General features: G+C 50.6%; 18 protein-coding genes and 1 pseudogene. 14 read left to right on the top strand and 5 right to left on the bottom strand.

Annotation, left to right across the window (positions count from 1 at the left end; genetic code table 11):
- Position 1: 1 nt before the first annotated feature.
- From MKX70_RS23080 to MKX70_RS23065, 4 genes are all read left to right on the top strand, one after another.
- Positions 2-1,090 (top strand): DUF58 domain-containing protein, encoded by a 1,089-nt coding sequence (locus MKX70_RS23080; protein ID WP_340840828.1) that lies wholly within the window; start codon positions 2-4, stop codon positions 1,088-1,090.
- Complete coding sequence (locus MKX70_RS23075; RefSeq protein WP_340840827.1) at positions 1,087-2,427, top strand: hypothetical protein; 1,341 nt, start codon at positions 1,087-1,089, stop codon at positions 2,425-2,427. Before MKX70_RS23080 ends, MKX70_RS23075 begins: the two co-directional genes overlap by 4 nt.
- A gap of 27 nt (positions 2,428-2,454) precedes the next feature.
- The gene (locus MKX70_RS23070) at positions 2,455-2,862 is read left to right on the top strand and encodes a MerR family transcriptional regulator (protein ID WP_042236223.1); all 408 of its coding nucleotides are present in this window, start codon (positions 2,455-2,457) and stop codon (positions 2,860-2,862) included.
- 98 nt (positions 2,863-2,960) lie between these two features.
- The gene (locus MKX70_RS23065) at positions 2,961-3,902 is read left to right on the top strand and encodes an alpha/beta hydrolase (protein ID WP_340840826.1); all 942 of its coding nucleotides are present in this window, start codon (positions 2,961-2,963) and stop codon (positions 3,900-3,902) included.
- Positions 3,903-3,906: 4 nt separating this feature from the next.
- Here MKX70_RS23065 and MKX70_RS23060 read toward each other — a convergent pair whose 3' ends face one another.
- From MKX70_RS23060 to MKX70_RS23050, 3 genes are all read right to left on the bottom strand, one after another.
- Complete coding sequence (locus tag MKX70_RS23060; RefSeq protein ID WP_340786505.1) at positions 3,907-4,233, bottom strand: AzlD domain-containing protein; 327 nt, start codon at positions 4,231-4,233, stop codon at positions 3,907-3,909.
- A complete protein-coding gene (locus tag MKX70_RS23055) occupies positions 4,224-4,943 on the bottom strand; it encodes an AzlC family ABC transporter permease (RefSeq protein WP_340841687.1) in 720 nt (239 codons plus the stop codon). Before MKX70_RS23055 ends, MKX70_RS23060 begins: the two co-directional genes overlap by 10 nt.
- A 595-nt stretch (positions 4,944-5,538) precedes the next feature.
- Positions 5,539-7,602 (bottom strand): beta-galactosidase, encoded by a 2,064-nt coding sequence (locus MKX70_RS23050; RefSeq protein WP_340840825.1) that lies wholly within the window; start codon positions 7,600-7,602, stop codon positions 5,539-5,541.
- A gap of 145 nt (positions 7,603-7,747) precedes the next feature.
- Between MKX70_RS23050 and MKX70_RS23045 the strand changes: the two genes are divergently transcribed.
- The 5 genes and pseudogenes from MKX70_RS23045 to MKX70_RS23025 all read left to right on the top strand — a co-directional run bounded on the left by MKX70_RS23045 (position 7,748) and on the right by MKX70_RS23025 (position 14,799).
- Entirely contained in the window at positions 7,748-8,581 is an 834-nt protein-coding gene (locus MKX70_RS23045) for a helix-turn-helix transcriptional regulator (RefSeq protein WP_042236228.1), read from the top strand.
- A gap of 183 nt (positions 8,582-8,764) precedes the next feature.
- Positions 8,765-11,359 carry a hypothetical protein gene (locus MKX70_RS23040; RefSeq protein WP_340840824.1) on the top strand — a complete coding sequence of 865 codons (2,595 nt, stop codon included), beginning with the start codon at positions 8,765-8,767 and terminating at the stop codon, positions 11,357-11,359.
- 39 nt (positions 11,360-11,398) lie between these two features.
- Positions 11,399-12,064: pseudogene (locus MKX70_RS23035) on the top strand (ABC transporter ATP-binding protein); the annotation flags it as partial.
- A 215-nt stretch (positions 12,065-12,279) separates the two neighbouring features.
- A complete protein-coding gene (locus tag MKX70_RS23030; RefSeq protein WP_340840823.1) occupies positions 12,280-13,671 on the top strand; it encodes an ABC transporter permease in 1,392 nt (463 codons plus the stop codon).
- 24 nt (positions 13,672-13,695) lie between these two features.
- Positions 13,696-14,799 carry an efflux RND transporter periplasmic adaptor subunit gene (locus MKX70_RS23025; protein WP_340840822.1) on the top strand — a complete coding sequence of 368 codons (1,104 nt, stop codon included), beginning with the start codon at positions 13,696-13,698 and terminating at the stop codon, positions 14,797-14,799.
- A gap of 370 nt (positions 14,800-15,169) precedes the next feature.
- Here the strand turns inward: MKX70_RS23025 and nagZ are convergent, their stop codons facing one another.
- Positions 15,170-16,246: a beta-N-acetylhexosaminidase gene (gene nagZ, locus MKX70_RS23020; protein WP_340840821.1), complete on the bottom strand. Its 1,077-nt coding sequence runs from the start codon at positions 16,244-16,246 to the stop codon at positions 15,170-15,172.
- Positions 16,247-16,277: 31 nt separating this feature from the next.
- Here nagZ and MKX70_RS23015 point away from each other — a divergent pair, with 31 nt between their 5' ends.
- The 3 genes from MKX70_RS23015 to MKX70_RS23005 all read left to right on the top strand — a co-directional run bounded on the left by MKX70_RS23015 (position 16,278) and on the right by MKX70_RS23005 (position 18,350).
- Positions 16,278-16,499 carry a hypothetical protein gene (locus MKX70_RS23015; protein WP_340840820.1) on the top strand — a complete coding sequence of 74 codons (222 nt, stop codon included), beginning with the start codon at positions 16,278-16,280 and terminating at the stop codon, positions 16,497-16,499.
- A 157-nt stretch (positions 16,500-16,656) separates the two neighbouring features.
- On the top strand, positions 16,657-17,160 hold the full coding sequence (locus MKX70_RS23010) for a ferritin (protein ID WP_039292730.1): 504 nt from the start codon (positions 16,657-16,659) through the stop codon (positions 17,158-17,160).
- Between the two features lie 326 nt (positions 17,161-17,486).
- The gene (locus MKX70_RS23005; RefSeq protein ID WP_039292727.1) at positions 17,487-18,350 is read left to right on the top strand and encodes a cation diffusion facilitator family transporter; all 864 of its coding nucleotides are present in this window, start codon (positions 17,487-17,489) and stop codon (positions 18,348-18,350) included.
- 96 nt (positions 18,351-18,446) lie between these two features.
- Here the strand turns inward: MKX70_RS23005 and MKX70_RS23000 are convergent, their stop codons facing one another.
- Positions 18,447-19,145, bottom strand: a complete 699-nt coding sequence (locus MKX70_RS23000; protein WP_340840819.1) for a DUF1295 domain-containing protein — start codon at positions 19,143-19,145, stop codon at positions 18,447-18,449.
- A 142-nt stretch (positions 19,146-19,287) separates the two neighbouring features.
- Between MKX70_RS23000 and MKX70_RS22995 the strand changes: the two genes are divergently transcribed.
- Both MKX70_RS22995 and MKX70_RS22990 read left to right on the top strand, forming a co-directional pair.
- The gene (locus tag MKX70_RS22995; RefSeq protein ID WP_340840818.1) at positions 19,288-19,890 is read left to right on the top strand and encodes a TetR/AcrR family transcriptional regulator; all 603 of its coding nucleotides are present in this window, start codon (positions 19,288-19,290) and stop codon (positions 19,888-19,890) included.
- A gap of 156 nt (positions 19,891-20,046) precedes the next feature.
- The gene (locus MKX70_RS22990; protein WP_340786477.1) at positions 20,047-20,952 is read left to right on the top strand and encodes an NUDIX hydrolase; all 906 of its coding nucleotides are present in this window, start codon (positions 20,047-20,049) and stop codon (positions 20,950-20,952) included.
- Positions 20,953-21,117: the final 165 nt, after the last annotated feature.

The following is a 21,117-nucleotide window of genomic DNA, read 5'->3' as shown; positions in this document are numbered from 1 at the left end:
CATGTCGCTGCCGTGGTTCATTGCAAGCACGCTGTTCCTGTTGTTGTTCGTCTCTGCTGTATACGACCGTAACGCACTTAAGAAGGTTACATATACCCGCTATTTCTCTTCCAAGGCCGTATATGCAGGAGAGCAGGTGGAGATGGTCGAGGAGATCATGAATAAGAAGCTGCTTCCGCTGCCTTGGCTGCGTCTGGAATCCAGTATCGCCCGGGGGCTTGAGTTCGGTTCCCAGGAGAATCTGGGCATCAGCAGCGGCGAGATCTCACAGAATCACGTCAGCCTGTTCTTTCTAAGGTCTTACCGCCACATCAAACGCCGGCATAATGTGATTTGCCGGGAGCGCGGATTGTTTCTTCTGGAGACCGCAACCATGACCACGGGGGATCTCTTCGGCATGAGCCGCAGATCGAAGACATTCCCGCTGCAGCTGGAGCTCCTTGTCTACCCGGGGCTGCTTCAATTTCATGAGCTTCCGCTGCCGGTGCACAGCTGGCTCGGCGAGCTGCCCGTCAAGCGCTGGATTGTAGAAGATCCGTTCCTGTCCGCAGGTACCCGTGAGTACAGTGCAGGGGATTCCCTGGCTTCGATTAACTGGAAAGCGACAGCCCGGACAGGAAGCATGCAGGTGCATCAGAAGGATTACACGGCCGATTCAAGGCTTGTAATCTGCCTGAACGTGGAGATCAGCGATTCCATGTGGCGGACCGTAACCGATGTGGAGCGGATTGAGCTAGGCATCCGGTATGCGGCGACTGTGGCTGAATATGCCATCAGCCATGGCATTGAGACCCGGCTGCTCAGCAACGGAAGGCTGGACGGCGGCGGGGCAAGAGAGCCGGTGGATACCTGGCCAATATCACATGCTGAAGAATTCCTGGGCATGCTGGCCAGACTGAATCTGGACAGAACATTGCCAATGAGCAGGCTGATGGAGATTGAAGCAGAGAAGGGGGAGGGTGATGCAGATTATCTGATCATTACCTGTCACCGGGGGGCGGAGCTGCAGGCTGCTGCTGCTGCATTAAGCTTCATGGGGAATGGCGTAGAATGGCTGGATATTCCGGAAGAAGGCGGTGCAGCGCGATGAAGCTCCGTTTCTCGTCTTCCTTCCAGGCCAACCTTGCGCTTTGGATTACTGCATTCATAGACTGGCTGCTGCTTCTGCCTGTCTGGCTGGTTCTTCAGGCTTATCTGCAATCCGGTGAAGCAGTGGTCCGGTGGATTTACCTATTACCGCTGCTGGTTGCAGGCGGTGTACTGCTGCGCTATAAGTGCAGCCGGTTATGGCAGCAGCTGCTGGCAGCGCTGCTGATGGGTCTCTTAGCCGGACTGATAAGCAGCATACTGACACTTCCGGGCATCCCGCTGGTAGCGGGTGCCGCAGTCTGTGCCTATCTTGGCATGACTACTGCTTCACGGATGAACCGGTTCAGAATCTATCTGGCCGGAATCACAATCTATTTCATTGCTTCAATAGCCTTCTCCCGGATTCCGGAGCTGCAGGATAATGTGACTATTCTAACCTGGAGCGGAAGCTTATGTCTGGTGCTGGCACTGATTGACTCGAGCAGCAGCCATCTGCGCTACAGCTCCTTAAACAGTGATTCAGCACGTCTGCCCGAAGGCCTGCGGCGGCATAACCACCTGTATCTGGCGGGCTTCATTGTCCTGGCGGCAATCCTGGCGGCGGGCGGAGGCAAAGCGGTGGGTATGCTGCTGTGGAATGCGGCGAGGCTCTTCTTCACCTGGCTCAGCCGGCTGTCTTCCGGTGCAGAAGAACCTCCGCCGGAGGAGGCTCCCCCACAAGCCATTCAGGAATTCCCGGCAGCGGAAGCCGGCGAACCTGGCATTCTGGCCGCAATTCTTAACATTGGCTTCTATATTATAGGGGCGGCTGCAATAGTTGTGGTGCTGTATTACGGTGTACGCTGGCTATACAGAAATACCGGTGGACTACTCCGCAGAGCAATGGACTGGCTGTTGACACTACTGCGTAGAGAATCGCCTGCAGCTGCTGCCGGTTATCAGGATGAAGAGACCAGCCTATTCACTTGGGAGCAGACCGTTCAGGGTTTCAGAGATTACTTGCGTACCAAGCTTACACCATCCAGCCGCCGGGACCGGTGGGAGACGATGGACGGAAGCCGGGCACGCATCCGCTGGCTCTATCGGCATTGGCTTCGCGCCAAGCATATCGACGGATATGAGGTGAAGGCATATCTGACCCCTCGGGAGACGGGTGCCGATGTGGCAGCGTGGTCGGAAGGACAGAAGCGGCAGCGCAAAAATCCGGGCAGCGAAGGGCAAGCCTATAGCCGTCTGCTTGCCCTTTATAATAAGGCCAGATATGCAGATGAACACTCAGACCTCACTGAGCTCTCTGCTGAAGAGATTACCGCACTTAAAGAACAGTTGAAGCTCTAACTAATCCTGCAGGAAGGAGAAATAGGGATGACCCCATATTTACGAGGCGAGCTGGCCAAAGAGGCCGGAGTAAACATAGAAACGCTAAGATTTTATGAGAAATACGGGTTGATTCCGCAGCCGCAGCGCACGTCCAGCGGATACCGGATGTATCCGGAGGAAGCACTGGGACGGATCGCTTTCATTCAGAATGCGAAAGCTTGCGGCTTCACTCTGCGTGAGATCAAGAAAGCTTTGGTCAAATCTGCAGACGGCAGTATCGGAATACCGGACTTTATTACAGTCATTGAAAGTAAAATGGCCGCTGTAGATCTGGAGATTGCCAAACGGCACAAGACCCGCACAAAGCTGGAAGAATTGAAGAGCAGCCTCCTTACACAGGACATACATCCAGGTATTCAGGAGACTCTTGATATCTTGAACATGAAAGGCTGAATCGGCGGGAATTTAATCTGAGATAGCCACTTGACCCTGTACTCCGGTACAGGGTTTATATTGTGTCTATGAACGATTAAGAGGAGGAATGAACCGTTATGATATGCCCTAGTGTAACTCCGGCCGGACTGCTGCAGGCCATTTCCAACCAGTTGAAGTACAATAAACCGTATCCGGGACAACCTGCCCAAGAGATCCGCGCCGCCCTTGCGGAATCCACCGGACAACTGCCTGCGTTAAACGGTGTGCAGGTTGAGCAGGTAAGGACAGAGAGGTTCAGTGGGGAGTGGGTCAGGGCTGATGAAAAAACGGATGCAAATAGGGAGACTAAGGTAATTCTGTATTTCCACGGCGGAGGGTTTGTGGCCGGCAGCTGTGCAGTTTACCGGGATCTGGCCGCTAGGCTCTCGGCCGCCAGCGGAATTGCTGTGCTTACTGTGGAATACCGGCTGGCTCCGGAATTTCGTTATCCGGCTGCAGGTGAAGATTGCCTGTCTGCGTACCAATGGCTGCTGGACCAGGGCTTCAAGCCCGGGCACATCATATTTGGCGGAGATTCTGTAGGTGCCACGCTGGCCCTTATGACGCTGATCTCTCTGCGGGATGAAGAGAAGGCGCTTCCTGGCGGCGCATTCCTGCTCTCGCCTCATGGAGATCTTGTTCATTTGGACGGAGAGTCTTATACGAGCCGGGCAGATAGAGATCCCACAGGAAGCAGGGAGACTAATCAGCGTATTCTGGAAGATTATCTTGGAGAGTATGCCGGGGAAGCTCCTGCACTATTATCACCGCTGAGACAAGACCTCACTGGATTGCCGCCTCTGTTCATTCAAGTAGGTGATCACGAGGTTCTGCTGAGCGATGCCGAGCGGCTGGCCGGTAAGGCACTGATGGATGGGACACCCGCCACGCTGGAAGTGTGGGAGAACATGTGGAGTGTGTTTCAGATGCTGGCTGCGCTGCTGCCTGAAGCGCAGCAGGCGATTCATCATATTGGCGATTATGTAAAAGAGACGCTGAAGCTGGAAGCTGAAGTATAAGAGCTTAAAACAGCAGACGCAGCAGCATCAGCGCCAGGATACCGGTAACTACGGTTCCGAGCAGGCTGCGGGTTTTGACGGCTATCCAGAAGGAGGGGAATGCCGCGATCAGCTCCATATTCGTGGAAAGCCCCGCGAACTTGCCGTCTGTTACGAATAGTTCCTGGGCGACCAATGCAGCCATTACCGCAATCGGCACAAAGCTTAACCAGCGCATCCCCCAGTCCGGAATGGAGATCCTGCTAAGCAGCATAAGCGGAAGAACGCGGGGAAGGAAGGTAACAAGTGCAGCACCCAGGATAATGAAGAAGATGTCCAGTCTTATTTCCATTGTTCAATCACCATTCCAATCGTAGAGGCTACAAGAGCTGCCGCAATCACGCCCATGCTGGGCGACCACAGAATAGAGACCAGAACGGCAACAATGACAGCTATGAAGCCGACGGTAATGTCCAGCAGATATTTGCGCCGTGCCATGACCGTCAGCACCAGCAGTCCGATGAACATGGCGGGCAGAGCGAAATCCAGCCCCCACTTCTCCGGACTGGATATCCACTGTCCGAGGAAGGCGCCGGCGATATTGGCCAGGAACCAGTTCAAATAGGCTGTAATATTAAGCCCGTGCATCCATTTCTCGCTGATCCGCTTCCTGGAGGTGCTCTTCTGGATGGCTACCCCGAAGGTCTCATCGGTAAGCAGTGATCCAATCAGCAGATTGCGCAGCGGATTCAAATGGCGGAAGTACGGCGATATCGCCGCGCTCAGCAGCAGATGACGCAGATTGACCAGCAGAATTGTGATAATGATGCTGGAGGCGCTGCTTCCGGCCGCAATCATTCCTGCGGCGATAAACTGTGCTGATCCGGCATAAAGAATAATGGAGATCATGGCGATTTCGGCAATGGAGAGGCCGGCCGTTTTCTCCACAACACCTGCTGCAAAGCCAATGCTTAGATAGCCGAGCAGAGTAGGGAGGCAGTCTTTGACCCCTTGCAGGAAGGTGTCATTCCCCTCCGGTACCTCAAGGGCATCCTGCTGCAGGCGGCCATTCGCCGGAGACTCCTGTTGTATGAATTCTGGCTTCACGGATTCACTCGCTCCTCTATAGTCCAAACTATTCATCTCCAAGCTATGTATAGCATCACATATAAACTTGTAATACCTACTTTGGTAAACTGCTTGCTGAAGGTTTGACAGTGACTGGCTACGGTATATCAGGTAAGCTTAATTGTACTTTGTACAACTAAACCATCTGTTTTACTAGTGTTTAAGCGTTTAGTTGTATATCGTGCAATTAAACTGCCCTATGTAGAGGGGGGCTCGCCCATTCGGGCAAATTTAGTTGTACAGACTACAGTTATAAGAGGCAAACATGCTTTTTCTCTGTTTATAATTGCACATAATACAACTATAACTAACTTCCACGTTGAAACTGAATATGAATTTCAGTTTTTAATATCTAATAATTCACAGCGTATTGCAAGGAAATTCTATATTTTATATGCTGCAATGCCTTCGCCAGTTTCGGTGCCGGGCAGCTTGCAGCAGCAAAAGGGTTCCGCTATCCGCAGAGCAATCTGCGGCGGCGGAACCCTTTTATTTTGATATAGTCATGCCCTAGACTTCATAGCAATTGTTATTCCAGCACCAGAACGCCATATCCATCCAGCGTATAATTTCCACTGAGGGTTTGTCCGCTCAGCAGATCCGTTCTGGATTTCTTAAGCACGATCTCTGCCGGTTCTTCACTATAGTTAAGCAGGAAGGTGAGTCCTGCAGTGGTATTCTCCTCAGAAGCGCGGATCTGCAGCTCAATCTCCGGCGGCAATTCCAGCCATTCAGCAGCTGGTGAATTCAGTCCCAAACTTCCGATCAATTGCAGCACGGCCTGCTCATTAAATACAGCCCCGTAGTACCAGACTTCCCCCTTGCCGCGCTTGTTGCGGGTTACTGCCGGTTTGCCGGCATAATAATCGGTAGCGTAGGTTCCCATAACCTCGACACTGTTCTCTTCCACATGAAGAATATCATTGAAAGCATCCGCACCCGTGAGCGTCTCTGGATTATTCGTCCAACGGATCGAGGTAGGCTGACGTGTTCCTTTGACCATAGTGAACTCTTCCACGGTTACACCGCACATCTCCTGGGCTGCTCCGGGAAAAGGCCGCATATAACATTGTCCGGTGGTATCCTTGTATCCGGTGCGGCAGCCGAAGATCAGCTTCCCGCCTTGCTGTACATATTGATCCAGCAGGGCCGCTGTGTCGTCGCTCATAATGGCCGGGTGCGGGTAGACCAGCACCTCGTAACGCACAAGCTCTGCAAGCGTTGTATTGCTGCGCATATACAGAACATCATTGGGCATATGCATCCGCTGCAGTGCCTTGAACCATTCCTTGTTGCTCTGCCACATGAATGGCCCGTGCCAGACGTCATATTCCCCGTCCCACTCATTATCATAATCCCGCACGATGGCGATATTAGCCTGAGTCCGGCTGCCGATGAAGGCTTTGCCGATCTTTGCCAGCTCCTTGCCGATCTGCTCGGCTTCCTTCACGCGCCGGTTCGGCTGGTTATGATAGTCGTTCAAGCCGTGCCAATAGATTTCGTTCCCCATAGTAGCTGTCCGCCAGCGGAAGTAGAGCAGCATATCCGCACCATGGGCGATAGACTGGTAAGTCCACAGCCGCATCTGCCCGGGCTTCGGAGAAGGCATATCCATCCGGTTTACCCAACCGCCGGGTCCCGACTGCTGTTCCATCACACAGAAGTTGCTGCTTACCGAGCGGACCGCAGAGAGTGACAGCCCCCAGCCGCGGTCACGCAGCGGGTTCACCTCTGCCGGATCAAAGTAAATGGTGGAGAACTGCGGATATGAATCATAGCTGAAGAAGTCCAGCAGCTCGTCATTCAGTTCATGGCTGTCCAGATGTCCGAATAAGCCATTCGTAGTCACCCACTGGTCAGGAGCCAGTTCACGGAGGATATCCGCCTGGATCTTGGCAAAATAAATCGTGTTATAAGAGATGAAGCGCTTCTCATCCAGTGCCTGATGCGGATTGGGCTGGTTCGGCGAGGGGGTTGGCCGGGTCAGATAGACCTGTGACCAGCGTGTATAGGTCTGATTCCAGAACACAGTACCCCAGGCTTCGTTCAGCTTTTCCAGTGTTACATATTTGTCCTGAAGCCATGCCCGAAAGGCAAGATGGTCACTCTCCGAGTAGAATACATTGACTTCACAGTTCAATTCGTTGTCAATCTGCCATCCGGACACACCAGGGTGGCTTCCGTAATGCGCGGCAAGCTTAGTCACAATTCTGGCGCAGAGCTCGCGGTATTTGGGACTGCTGTAATTATAATGACGGCGCATGCCGTGCTGCATCGTCACACCTTCATAAGTCACATTTAATACCTCAGGATATTGTTCGGTAAGCCAGGCAGGCGGAGTGGCAGTAGGTGTTCCCATAATGACCTTCAGCCCGTAGCTGTGCGCCAAATCAATAGCACGGTCAAACAGGCCGAATTGAAATTGACCTTCTTCCGGCTCAAAGACCGACCAGGCGAACTCGCCCAGACGAACAATAGTGAATCCGGTTTCAACCATACGGCGGTAATCATCCGCCCACATGGATTCAGGCCAGTGTTCGGGATAATAACAGACGCCAAGCTCGAATCGTTCTGCAGCAACAGGTTTCTTCATAGTAACCTCCAAGTGTAAATATATGCTTTATAGTTGATACCAATCTATTGTATTATCAGCAGTGTATACACTTATATAACATAATATTGCTATTGTATTACTATATTGCGTGCTTGATATACGGCAGGTGGAGGTGAGAGTTAATATGAAAAAACATTGGGTTCTGCCGCAGCCTGCATATACGCACTATGTGTGCTATCCGGAGATGCTGGGCCATTACAGCGACTTCCCCCAGCATGCAGAGCGTAGAAGCGAAGGGCTCCTGAACAGCTATAATCTACATATGGTCTTTGGCGGAGAAGGGTATGTGTTCCAGGAAGGGGAACGGATATCCATGAAGCGGGGGAGCGGGTTTCTGTTCCCGCGGGGGGCTTACCAGCAATACGGTTCTGAGCCGGGCCAGGCCTGGAATGTGCGCTGGGTCCATTTCGCCACAGCTTTATCTTTGCCGATGCTGGAGGAGGCGGATCACTCCCGCGGTTATTTTTTCACCTTCGATCCCGGAACGGGCTATGAACCGGTCTTCGAGGAGATGTACAGGCTAAGTGCGGCTTATGAGACCCGGAGTGAACCGCGTCTGTCTACTCTGCTCTATGAGATTCTTGTGACCCTGATGCAGAATTCTGAGCCGCTGCACGGGGCGGTGCCGCTGGAGATCAGACATTCCATCCGGCTCACGGCCGACAGGATACACAGCGAATGCGAGCGGCCCTGGACACTGGAAGCGATGGCTAGGCTTGCCGGTTACAGCAGCTATCATTTTCTGCGGCTGTTCCGGAGCATAATGGGCAAGACGCCGAACCGTTATTTAAGTGACTGCCGGATGGCCCGTGCCAAGCTGCTGCTGGTCTCGACTGAGCTGTCTGTCGCGCAAATTGCACTGCAGAGCGGTTTTCACCAGTCCAGTTACTTCATTAAGGTCTTCAGACAGCTGGAAGGCATGCCGCCCAACCAGTACAGACGGTTGTTCAGCTCATAGAATCATAGTGTAGCCGAAACAATATTAACAAACTTTGTTACATTATCAGCGCTTTTTGTGCTGTACTTGACATGTTTTTGCTTGAGAAGGTTACAAACGGAAGCGAAGGGTTACAAAGTGGATACAATTTCCACGCGATCTGCAACTATAATATTGCTAGTAAATACATCTGGAGGGAAATAAATGAGAAAGTATAGAGTTACATATGCTGCTCTGCTCGTGAGTACGCTTGTAGCCGGTCAGCTGGCCGGCAGCATCGCTGCCCCCGTTGCCGCCGCAGCCGCAACAACTAAGAATGCGGCGGCATCTGCCGCTGCACCAGCATTCAAATTCAATCCCGTTACGCTGGGAGCCGGGGTGACAGCAGTACTTGAGAACGTGAACATCTGGAGTCAGACCGGCGGAAATATCGTATCTTATACGCTGAAATATACCAATTCCGGTAATTCAAGCGCGAGTCTGCTGAAATATTTCTCACGGGTTGTAACACCTGGAGGTTCAGTGCTTCCGGGAAATCCGGTAGGTACGGATGCACTGAAGAAAAAGGTCGGAGCGAAAGAAAGTCTGAGCGTTACCTACTATGTAAATGTGGGACAAACTTCATCCTTGCAGGGCCTTAAGATCTCTATGCTGGTCTGGGACGCCAAGGCGAAGGGGTACTTGAAGCAGACGGGTTCTTACGCAGTTCCGGCGAATTACTCCACAGCTGCTGCAGCCGGTACAAGCCTGAATATCACCATGAACGACATTCCTGTTACAGTCAGTGCGGATTCACTGCAGCTCTACAAATACGGCGGCAAAGTCTATGCCAAGGTAGGGCTCAATCTGACCAATAAAGGAAACAAGGTGCTGGGTGATCCGGGGTATTCCGCGTACCTGGTATCCGCCAGCGGGACTTCCTTTGAGCTTGCATTAAGCAGCACGCAGGCGGATTACAAGATTCAGCCGCAAGAGAAGCGGAGCATCTATTATCTGGCCGAAATACCAGCTTACCTCAAGACGGATAATATGAAGCTTCAATTTACGCAAAAGGATGAAACTACGAAGCTGGAGCTGCCGAAATCGGCCTATAAGCTTCCAGCGGCCACATCGCCTAATCTGGTCGTCGGCAGCGGCGTAGTCAAAAAAATCATCGTGAACAGCAATACCATAGAAACGCTGATACGCAATGCCAATGTATATTCACAGGATGCTGATGCGGTATGGACTTTTCAGATGCAGATCAAGAATACCGGCAACAAAGCAGTCACGCTGCCAAGCTATGAGCTGGCGGTCAAATCCCAGAAAGGCACAACCTTCCCGGTGAGTGCGAAGGGGTTAAGCGGAGTTACGCTCAAGCCGCTAGAGACCAAAATCATTCCGCTGACGGTCCGCGTACCGCTTGAAGTGGAGCAATCCGGGCTGCAGCTCATGATGATCGAAGCGGTTGGCGCGGATACAGCAATTGGATCTGGTACGGCAGGTACAGAAGGTACAGAAGGAACGCCTGGTGCAGGGAATGCCGGCAGTGGAGCAACGACATCCAAAATGATTTTCCCGGTTGCCTATTTCGTCATTCCTTACGCGCTTCGTGCGGATGTGCAGACGGGGCAGGAGTACATGACGACGAATTCATACGGCTCCTTCTCTTACAGTATTCAATCTGTGCAGCGTTACCCTTGGAGAGATGATGATATTGTAGCCGCCAGACTGAAAATTACCAATACACAATCCGTGTCGCTGACCCTGCCGGAACTTAAAGGTTCCATCAAGCTCGATAATGACAGTCTGCTTGTGACTACGGATCTGTTCATGGAGAATAAAGAATCTTCGGTTCTGGCCCCCGGCAAGTCAGTGGTACTGTATGTACTCGGCAAAATCGCCTATACGGCTGAGTTCCGGGATATCCGAATCGCCTTATACGGCACAGAGAATACAGAAACCGTTCCATTCCTGGATCTGAGCATTAACAACTCGATTAACAGTATCGCCATCATTCCGCAGGGCAAGAACTACACCGTCAATGGAAAAGGCAAAACAGCCACTGTGCAGGAAAACAGAACGACCGTCTATGAAGGGGAAAATTACAATCTGGTCTATACCGAGCTGCTCATGAGCAGTGAAGAAAAGCGACAGAGCAAGATGGCCCGGCTGCAGGCGTATTACAGAACCAAAGATGGACAATATTTTGAGGCAACGCCTAGCCAATCAGATAACAGCGCTGCTCCCGGTGCGAAACAGCTCGTGGTCTTCTGGACCAAGCTGCCCAAAACCACGGACATCAGTGACATCTCCCTCTATCTGGGTGCCGGTATCAACGGAGGCAAGCTGATTGAGAGTAAGGAGGAAGCGACCGGATTTGTAGATGTGGCTGCGCTCCAGCTGAATCCGCAGGCCAATGTACCGGCAACCACACTACTGAATACGGTTCTATATCCTTATACCATTTCCTTCCTGAGCTCAGAAGGCAGACATATGATATCCACGGATACTATCAATATTTCAATTAACTACAATTTGAAGCGGGATTATCAATACGATGCAGGAGCCTTGGAGCATAAGCTTATTCTACAAATTACCGATCCTTTCGGAATCTCGCAGGAAAAGACGCTCATCATAGGTACCGACCTGATTGAGGGAACGAACAACGTCTATTCGCTCGCCATCAACAGAAGCCTGTATAAAACTCTCGGCGGTGGTACTTATAAATTAACCTTGTATGATGAATTCCAGGGCGAACGGCTGATGCTCGGCGGCCAGGTCTATATCGTCAAAGAAGAGCTTCCGCCTAAATCATAGTAATTGAAATTCACATCAGCCTAAAAAGGAGCAGCTTCCATGTTGCGTGTTGAAGATATTACGCATTCGTACAAAAGCGGTAATGAATGGACATCCGTTCTTCATAAAATCAATTTTTCGATCAATCAGGGGGAGATGGTTGCACTACTGGGCAGCTCGGGGTCCGGCAAGTCGACGCTCCTTAATCTGATGGCCGGCTTGATGAAGCCTACGGAAGGTCATATCTACATTGCCGACCAGGACATTGTGAAGATGGGCGAGAATAAGCTTGCCGAGTTCCGGCGCAAGAATATCGGCTTTATCTTTCAGGCATATGAGCTGATTTCAAGCCTCACGGTCCGTGAGAATGTGGAGCTGCCGCTGGTCTTCCAGTCGGTCTCTCCCAAGGCCCGCAAGGCAAAGGCGCTTGCGCTGCTGGAGCAGGTGGGGATTCCCGACAAGGCGGATTTATTTCCTTCCCAGCTCTCCGGTGGACAGCAGCAGCGGGTCAGTATTGCCCGGTCGCTGATCACAGAGCCGTCGGTCATCTTCGCCGATGAGCCGACGGGGAACCTGGATTCCAAGACCGAAGAGGAGATTATCAGCATTCTGCTGAATCTGAACCGTACGATGAAGACCACGTTTATTGTGGTTACCCATGAATACAAGGTGGCTGAACAAATGCAGCGGATTTTTACGCTCAGGGATGGCTTCCTGATTACAGAATCGCAGAGAGAAGTACAGGTTGAAGAGCAAATAGCCGAGGAAGCTGAACAGGAAGCAGTGGTAGTGGTTGAGGTTGAAGAGCAATTAGCTGCAGAAGCTGAGCAGGAAGCTGTAGAGACAGAACACCTGACAGCAGCAGCGGATGAACATCAGACCGCTGAAGAACCTGAACACCAGACCGCTGTGGAAGCTAAGCCTGCAGAGGGAGGGGAGCCGTGAAGATCAGAGATATTTCACGGATGGCCTGGGAACAGGTCAAACGGCGCAAGGTGGTCACAGGTCTCTGTATGACCGGGATTTCCATCGGCTGCGCAGCTATTATCGTGGCCTTGAGTGTGGGCCAATCTGCTCAGGTCTATGTGACTGAACAGGTGAACCAGAATTTCAAAATGGATGAAATCATGGTCTCGCCGGGCGGTGGGATTCCATCAAACGGCAAGGGCGGCAGCGGAGGCGGCGGTTCTGGAGAAGTGAATGAGAACCTCGACCCCGGTAAGCTGACCGACCAGAAGCTGAAGATCATCCAGGGGCTGAATCATGTAAAGGCCGCTTCGCCGTTCCAGGAAGCCGGATACTTGCAGATGGTGACCGTGGATAACAAAATCGCCGATGTCCGTATCATCATTGCCGATTTGAAGATGTTGACGGCCTATGATCACAAGTTCAAGCAAGGGGGAGCCGGTGGTCAAGTAGGGTCGATTGTGCTGAGTTACGGGGCCACTCTTGGTTTGATTGACCTGGAGACCCGTCAGAAGCTGTTTGACCAGATGAATGCGGACCCGTTCAATCAGGACCTGTACCAGCAATATGACAAATTAGCCACTGTGCCCACCGAAATGTATCGGAAGCAGATCCAGATTCAGGCTCAGGATTACAGCTCTACAACACCGGTTATCAAGCTTAGCTCGCCCCTTCAGGTAGACGGAATTCTGGCAACTCCCAAGGGAATGGATGACCTGCGGGCATCGTATGATAAGATTATGTACATGTCGCCCGAAACGGCCTTGCAGCTCTCCAAGGAGCTGACCTTCGATAATTCCACCACCAGTGTGCTCACTCTTCCACCGGAGGGGACGTATAACTCGCTTACGGTCAAAGTGGACGATGTGGCGAACATCAAGTCGGTGGAGCAGATGATTCAGAAGCTGACACTGAACGCTCAAGACAATCTATTCCAGCAGGAGATGCTGAAAGAACAATTCGACATGATTAAGATGGCTGCACTCGGAATCGGGGTGTTTATCCTGGTGATCGCTTCGATCTCCATCATTGTGGCTATGACCATGTCGACTCATCAGCGCCGCCGGCAGATTGGAATCATGAAGGTGCTGGGAGCGAACATGGGGCAGATCCGCAATATGTTCATTACAGAAGCTGCGCTTCTGGGACTGCTGGGCGGAATGCTGGGTGTCTTGTTCTCTTACTTAATTGTCATGGGGCTGAATAAGCTGGTCGGTTCGGCAGGCGATGGAATGAATTTCTTCATCCCGCCGATGAATTTGCCGATCGGGATGTCCTTTGCCATTATGACCGGCGTATTGTCGGGGATTTATCCGGCGATCAGCGCCTCCAGAACCGATGCATTAACTGCCATTAAACGAGACTAACCCTAAGCTAGAAAGGAAGCCGAAATGATGAAGAGGACTCTAAAGAAGAGCCTGAAGTGGATCATAATCTTAGGTATCATCAGTACCGCAGGTTATCTGGGGTATACCAAATTCTTCAAGGGCGAGGAGACTGCCGAGCTCCCGCCGGAAACGATGCAGGTGATCAGCTTCCCGGTAACAGAGGAAACGCTAACCAGCTCGATACAGATCAAGGGCAGATCGCAATACCAGCAGGAGACGCTGGTATACGCACCTTTTGCCTCCAAGGTTACGGCTTGGAAGGTTGAGAATGGGGCGCAGGTGAAGAAGGGCGATGTGCTCTTCACCCTGGATCAGACTACGCTACGCAACGAGATTGCTACAGCAGAGGCTGCCAACCGCAAGGCGAAGCTGGAGGGAGAACTGAACGCTTTTGTCAGCCAGCAGGAGGACGATACTGCGGTTCCGGCCGGTACGGAAGCGGAACGGCTGAAAGCATTGGCCGCCCAGGAAACGGCGCGTCTGAACGACGAGCTGAATCAGGTGACTGCCGAGATTCAAGCCAAGGAGCTTTCGGAGAAGAAGGCGAAGCTGGGCACTGCCGTGTATCATGCACCGGAGAACGGCATCTTCCTGTTTGACAGCAGCACTGAACGGCCGCAGACGGTAACCGACAATCAATACATCGGCAAGATTGTGGACATGAAGAAGGTGGAGTTCATTGCCCAGGTCGGAGAGCAGGATATCTTCCGCATCAAAAAAGGCATGAAGGTTAAGGTGAAGATGACCGCGATGAAGGACCTGATCCTGAACGGTGAGGTAACAGAAGTAGCCAAATTTGCCACCACCACCACAGGCCAGAACACAGCCGGACAAATTCCGCAATTTGAAGTCGTCATCTCCCTCCAGCCGGACGAGCATTTGATCGGCGGACTCAGCCTGAGCGGAGACATCGAAACCTCGCGCAAAGAGAAAGCAGTGGTTGTATCCAATATCGCTGTTATCCGTGAAGGTGAATTAGCCTTTGTGATGCTGGACAAAGGGAACGGGCAGTATGAACGGAAAGAGATTAAGGTCGGAATGGAAACAACAGACAAAACGGAAGTGCTGTCAGGACTGAAGGCAGGAGACACCGTGGTTCTGCAGTAGTATAGCAACAATGAATAGCCCCAACCGGGTTGATTGCCGGGTTTGGGGCTATTTATAAATACAAATTACAGGCGGAGCGCGGCGGATGATCTAAGTGGAATTAGTACATCTAATTTGATGTCACGGGCACAATTCCTGGAAACAGTTGGATAAACAACACTTAATCAGACCGAATTCTGCTAAAATCCTTGGGGCTCAGTGGATTAATTGTACTTTTTCCAACTGCCTCCCTGAAGCGCATGGTTTCGGCAGAATTAAGTGCCTTTTTTCCAACTCTGCTGGTTCACACCTCTCGCTACTGCATAAGGAGTAAGCTTCACTTCCCCAGAGCGTATAAATTGTTGAGAGTGGTACCGATTCCGCTTGTTAACTACTTGTTCTGAAGAAATGGCTTACGCCAAGCTTTGATCCCGTTGTTCAGCCCGGTAAGATCCGGGACGGGGACCGCCTGATCGGTCAGCTCATATTTGGCTTTCAGTGCAAGAATGCGGTAGACACTTTCATCAATCCGTGATTCTGTGATCGTACCGTCCTTCACGCTGCTAAGCAGAGCGGCACGCACCGCCTGCTCATTCTTGTACTCGTGGGCGACCAGCAGAATATCGCTGCCGGCCCGTACAGTATCGACTGCAGCCGCAGCGAGGCTGTAGTTCTTGACGATAGCGCCCATCGTAAGATCATCGGTAATGACAACTCCCTTGAAGCCCATCTCTCCGCGCAGCTGCTCGCCGATGATTACTTTGGACAGGGAAGCGGGTTTCTCAGGGTCCAGCTTCGGATACAGGATATGGGCTACCATAACTGCATCTGCCTTCTCCTTAATAGCCGCCTGGAAAGGTAGCCATTCCAGCTTGGCGAGCTGCGCCTCGGTTTTGTTAATTACCGGCAGCTCCAGATGGGAATCCACGGAAGTATCCCCATGGCCGGGATAATGCTTCACTACAGGCACAATCCCTTCAGACTCCAAGCCCTTCATTTCGGCGATGCCGAGTCGGACTACCAGATCTGCAGTGCTGCCGAAGGACCGGTCACCAATAACCGGGTTATCCGGATTGCTGTTAATATCAAGGACAGGTGCGAAATCCATGTTGAAGCCGGAGGACTTCACGGCCCGGGCGAGAAGTTCGCCCATTGTTCCGGCATCGGTGGCAGTATTCCCTTTTCCTACCGCTGCATTTGAAGGGAACACTGCGTATTCAGCAGGAAGCCTGCTCACCTTGCCGCCTTCCTGGTCCACACTCATGAACAGCGGGGCAGGGTTGCCGTTATTGCTTTTCTTCAAGGCATTGGTCAGACTGACCAATTGCTTCAGGCTGCTGATATTATCGGAATAGAGGATGATTCCGCCAACCTTGTCTTCGGCAATCATCTTCTGTGCCGCTGACTCTGCCGCAGTTCCATCGATTCCGACCAGCAGCATCTGCCCGATCTTGTCCTCCAGAGTCATTCCGGCTAGCTTCCGGGAGATAACGTCACTAATGTCTGTACTGTTTGCTGCCGAAGCAGAAGTAGCGGAGGGCTGGACACTGGCTGCAGGTGTTTCTGCTGCTGCTGCCGGTGTAGTTACCGAAGCAGAGGGAGAAGCTGATGCCGGTGCCCGGGAAGGACCCGTTCCTGCCTGTGCAGAGCTTCCGTTTCCTCCACAACCACTTGCCAGCAGAAGACAAACAACGGTTGTCACTAGGAAGAGAGGGCGCTGATGCAGGGACGATTTATATTGGCGTGGGCTGAACCATTTCATTGTTGGAATTCGTCCTTTCGGTTGCTGATTGGCGGGTAGGAATGTTAAGATGAAGTAGATTTTACATAAGAACTGCTTACTGTGTACACAAATGAGAAGGATGAGGTGACCTGTCAATGAAAGAACAATTAATGAACACGCTAAATGAACAGATGAATTTCGAGTTCTACTCCGCTCATGTATACCTGGCGATGGCCGCGTATTGTTCCGGTGAAAGTCTGGATGGATTCGCCAACTTTTTCCTGGTGCAGGCTGAAGAAGAGCGGTTCCATGCGATGAAAATCTACAAATTCCTCAACGACCGTGACTATCGTGCCACCCTTGCCGCCCTGCCGGAGCCGAACAATGAATATTCATCTATGCTGGATGCGTTCGAGCATGCCTTCGCCCATGAGCAGCAGAATACGAAGAAATTCTATCATCTGGCTGATTTGGCCCTGGATGAACGCGAGCATGCTACAATCTATTTCCTCAAATGGTTCATTGACGAGCAGGTGGAAGAAGAAGCGCTCTTCAGCAATATTATCGCCAAGCTCAAACGGATTGAAACGGACAGTAATGCTTTCTATATGCTGGATGCCGAGTTCGCCGCCCGTTCCTTTACACCTCCGGCGGAATAAAATAATTCCGGACTTGTCCCTTTCGTTTGCTTTTACAGCGGATACCTCCTATATAAGGAGGGGATCCGCTTTTTAATGCGGCTGCCGTGACGGCTTCTTATTAGTTAGACGATGTTTGCAATGAAAAGTTACAGGGTTCTGCGACAGGGATTCGTGCTCCATGTTGAACCGGGGCAAACAATGTTGCGCAAGGCAACATACTTCCGGATCCGCAACTCTATTTGGCGGGGTTAACTCTTGCGCAGTCCGGCAACACTGTTTCTCTAGACCCACCCGCCAGTCAGCGTGTAGTATGGAACAATACTAATATTTGGAGGTCCTTTTTCTTGGATAATTACAGCGATATTAAACAAAGTGAAAAAGGGGCTTGGCTCAGTCTACTAGCCTACATCTTGCTATCTGCCGTCAAATTGTTTATCGGCTCCGTTTCAGGCTCGCAGGCACTACTTGCCGACGGACTGAATAACAGCACCGATATTATTGCTTCCATAGCCATTTTGACAGGCCTGAAGATTTCCCGCAGACCCCCGGATTCCAATCACAGCTATGGTCATTTCAGAGCAGAGACAGTTGCTGCACTGATCGCCTCCTTCATTATGATTGCTGTAGGCTTTCAAGTGCTGTATCAGGGTGTCAACAAGTTTATTCAGCCTTCGCTGGAAACCCCTGATCTAATTGCCGCGTGGACGGCAGCTGCCTGTGCTGTGATTATGATCGCTGTGTTTAGGTATAACATCAAGCTTGCCCGTAAATTGAACAGCAATGCGATGCATGCCGTTGCCCAGGATAACCGTTCGGATGCGCTCGTAAGCGTGGGTGCCTTCATTGGTATTATCGGCTCACAGTTCGGCATTCCGTGGCTTGATCCGCTTACTGCTACCATTGTCGGTCTGCTGATCTGCAAAACCGCTTGGGATATCTTCCGCAAAGCCACTCATGACCTGACAGACGGATTCGATGCAAGTGAGCTGGAGTTAATGAAGCAGACGGTATCGGAGATTGAAGGCGTAGAGTTAATTAAGGATATCAAAGCCCGCATTCACGGAAACAATGTACTAGTGGATACTACGGTACTTGTGGATTCCAGACTGAATGTGGTGCAGAGCCATGATATTACGGAAGAGATTGAGGACCAGTTGAAAGACCGCCATCAAGTAGCTACGGTGCTTGTCCATATTGAACCCTTGTGATTCATATATAGTTGCTTCGAACCATTGGCAGACAAACGGATAGCATATATGCTATCCTTATTTTTTTCTGGAAAACGAATGATGCAAAACGCTCAGTTAAAAGATAAAAGAAATAAATGTTTTTGTTTTTTTACGGTAATGTTCGAAATCATTGTCATACTTCTCGGCAAGGTACTTATCGAGCATCGGGATGTTGTAGAATGCGAAGAAACAGACCAACCATAGTGGTACGAGCAGCGCCCATGCGTTCCATGCGGTGAGCGCCATCGCAAGCACCCACAATACATCTCCGAAATAGTTAATATGGACGGAATAGCGGAAGTAGCCGCCTGTATACAGTTTTCCTTTATGCTCTGGTTTTTGTTTCCATAAATGACGAAGCCATTCGGAATGCGAATTAAAGATTGAACCGGTGACAAAAATGACGGCAAATACAATGTCCCATCCATTCAAAGGTTTGTTGCGGGTTAAGCTGAGAAGAGGAATAACGATATAGTACAACGAAAAAGCCGCTGGAACACTGAACGCCTCCTGCCATGGCATAGCTCTTCTTAGAAGATAAAACATCGTGAATTTCATCCGAACGAAAACGATTAAAATAAGGATGAATAGAAGCAAATTCCGTCCTGCATTACCATGTGTTAAATTCCAATGGAATACAGTATTTAATACCTCAGTACCATCCAAAAAAAGCATCCAGCTGGAAATTACCAAGAGAATCGTCTCTAGCGCAAATAAGGTAAGACGAGGATACCAATAGCCTGCGTTTTGCGCGTTTTGATAAAGAGATTTCATGGTGCGCCCCTAGTTTTGAAATTTAAAAAGACAATATTATAAAACTTATTTTAGCTCAACTTTAATCAATTGGCTATATAGTTTTGAAATTTGACATCGCGATCGTTAAAAACTATTGTTGGGTAGTGAGGAGGGATCACAGTTGAACGGATTTGAGAGACGAACGCAAGAGAAGAAACGGCTTATATTAGCCATAACAAGAGAGAAGCTTAACCATAACAGCTTTCGAGCAGCAACGATTAAAGAAATATCCAAGGATGCAAAAGTATCTCAAGTATCCATCTACAATTATTTCGGGAGCAAGGACGATCTGTTATTTGAAGCTATCAGTGAAATGATGGAGGAACAATTGAAGAGATATGAGCAGTTAATAGAAGGCCATATGTCTTATCCAAAGCTCATGTATACGGTAATGACGGAGGAAATGAAATACGTCAAGGTCATTCATGACTGCATGAATCAATCTGCTGATAGTCTTGCGATGCATGGGAGAGTGGATCGGTTTCTGGCGATGAAGTTCGTTCCAATTCTGCTGAAGCTCGTTCAGCGTGGGAAGGAAGAGCAGTATGTGGCAGAGGATTTGAAGGAAGACGAACTATTCTTTTATTTCAATATGTACCAGAAAGCGATGATTCAGTTCCAAGAGACTGGACCTTCCGATCATCCTGTTATTTCCGAAGAACGCTTTATTCAATTTTTCTTCAAAGGTCTTATGGGCGATATGCGGGATGCCAAATCAGAATAGAGGTATTACCATTTTTTGAAGTAATAAAAGGATACTATAACGGAATTTTGTCATTTTTCCAGCTATACTTGTGCTTGGCATGCATTCCAGGAAGCGATATATAATAACACTATGTTATTAACAAGAGGTATAATTATGAGAAAAAGGAGTGCACCCATGCCTAACCAACCCGTCACTGATCACAACGGTCTAACCGAAGAGCAGTTCCTGAAGACTTATGACGCCGGGAACTATGAACGTCCGTCTGTTGCTGTGGATATGCTGATCTTCACTGTAATGGAGGAGCAGCAGGATAATTACCGCAAGCTGGCCGAGAAATCACTGCAGCTTCTGCTGATACAGCGCGGTGAACATCCTTTTCTGGGACAATGGGCGTTGCCTGGAGGATTCGTGGGGATCCACGAAAGCGTAGAGGAGGCAGCCCGCCGGGAGCTGTACAGTGAGACTAATATTGATAATATTTATATGGAACAGTTATATACCTGGGGCGATGTTCAGCGTGATCCGCGTATGCGGGTGATCAGTTGTTCTTACATGGCACTCGTGGACCGCAAAGCGTTGACTGTACAGGCAGGGGATGATGCGGCCGCAGCAGCCTGGTTTGAGGTTTCTTATAATATCCTGGAGACACGCCGCGAGGAGCTGGAGCAGGGCATCCGGCTGGAGACATTTGTGGAGATTATTCTGCAGAATGAACAGGCGAAGCTCAGTGGTGTGGTCAGGCTTACCGAAACCATCCGGGGGCATGTCCGCCATATGGACCGTGAGATTGTCCGGAGCTCGGGGTTTTCTTTTGACCATCTAATGATGGTGCAGGCTGCAATCGAACGCTTGCGCGGCAAAGCTGAGTATACCGATATTGTATTCAATCTGATGCCGCCGCTGTTCACCTTGTCCGAGCTTCAGCGTGTGTATGAAATCATCCTTGGCAAAGAGCTGCTCGCCGCCGCATTCCGCCGCAAGATTGCTGAGCGGGTGATTGAGACGGATGAGAGTACCCGCGATGCCGGACACCGCCCATCGAAGCTGTACAGATACAATCTAGAGTGGAATCTAACTTGAGGATGCGAAATATAGGTTAACAGCCTGCTAGAAGACCAGTACAACCTATGTTACAGACTCAGCGGAATTAACATCCAGCCGACTCCAGAGACCTTACGGATTATCGTGGCTCAGTCCACCTTATTCGACAATTAGCATGACGTGTGATGTTGTTTATAGAGGTTT

The organism is Paenibacillus sp. FSL R7-0312, assembly GCF_038004445.1.
GTDB lineage: Bacteria > Bacillota > Bacilli > Paenibacillales > Paenibacillaceae > Paenibacillus_AQ.
Note: the sequence above shows the minus strand (reverse complement) of the source record. Positions and strands in the feature narration are given on the sequence as shown.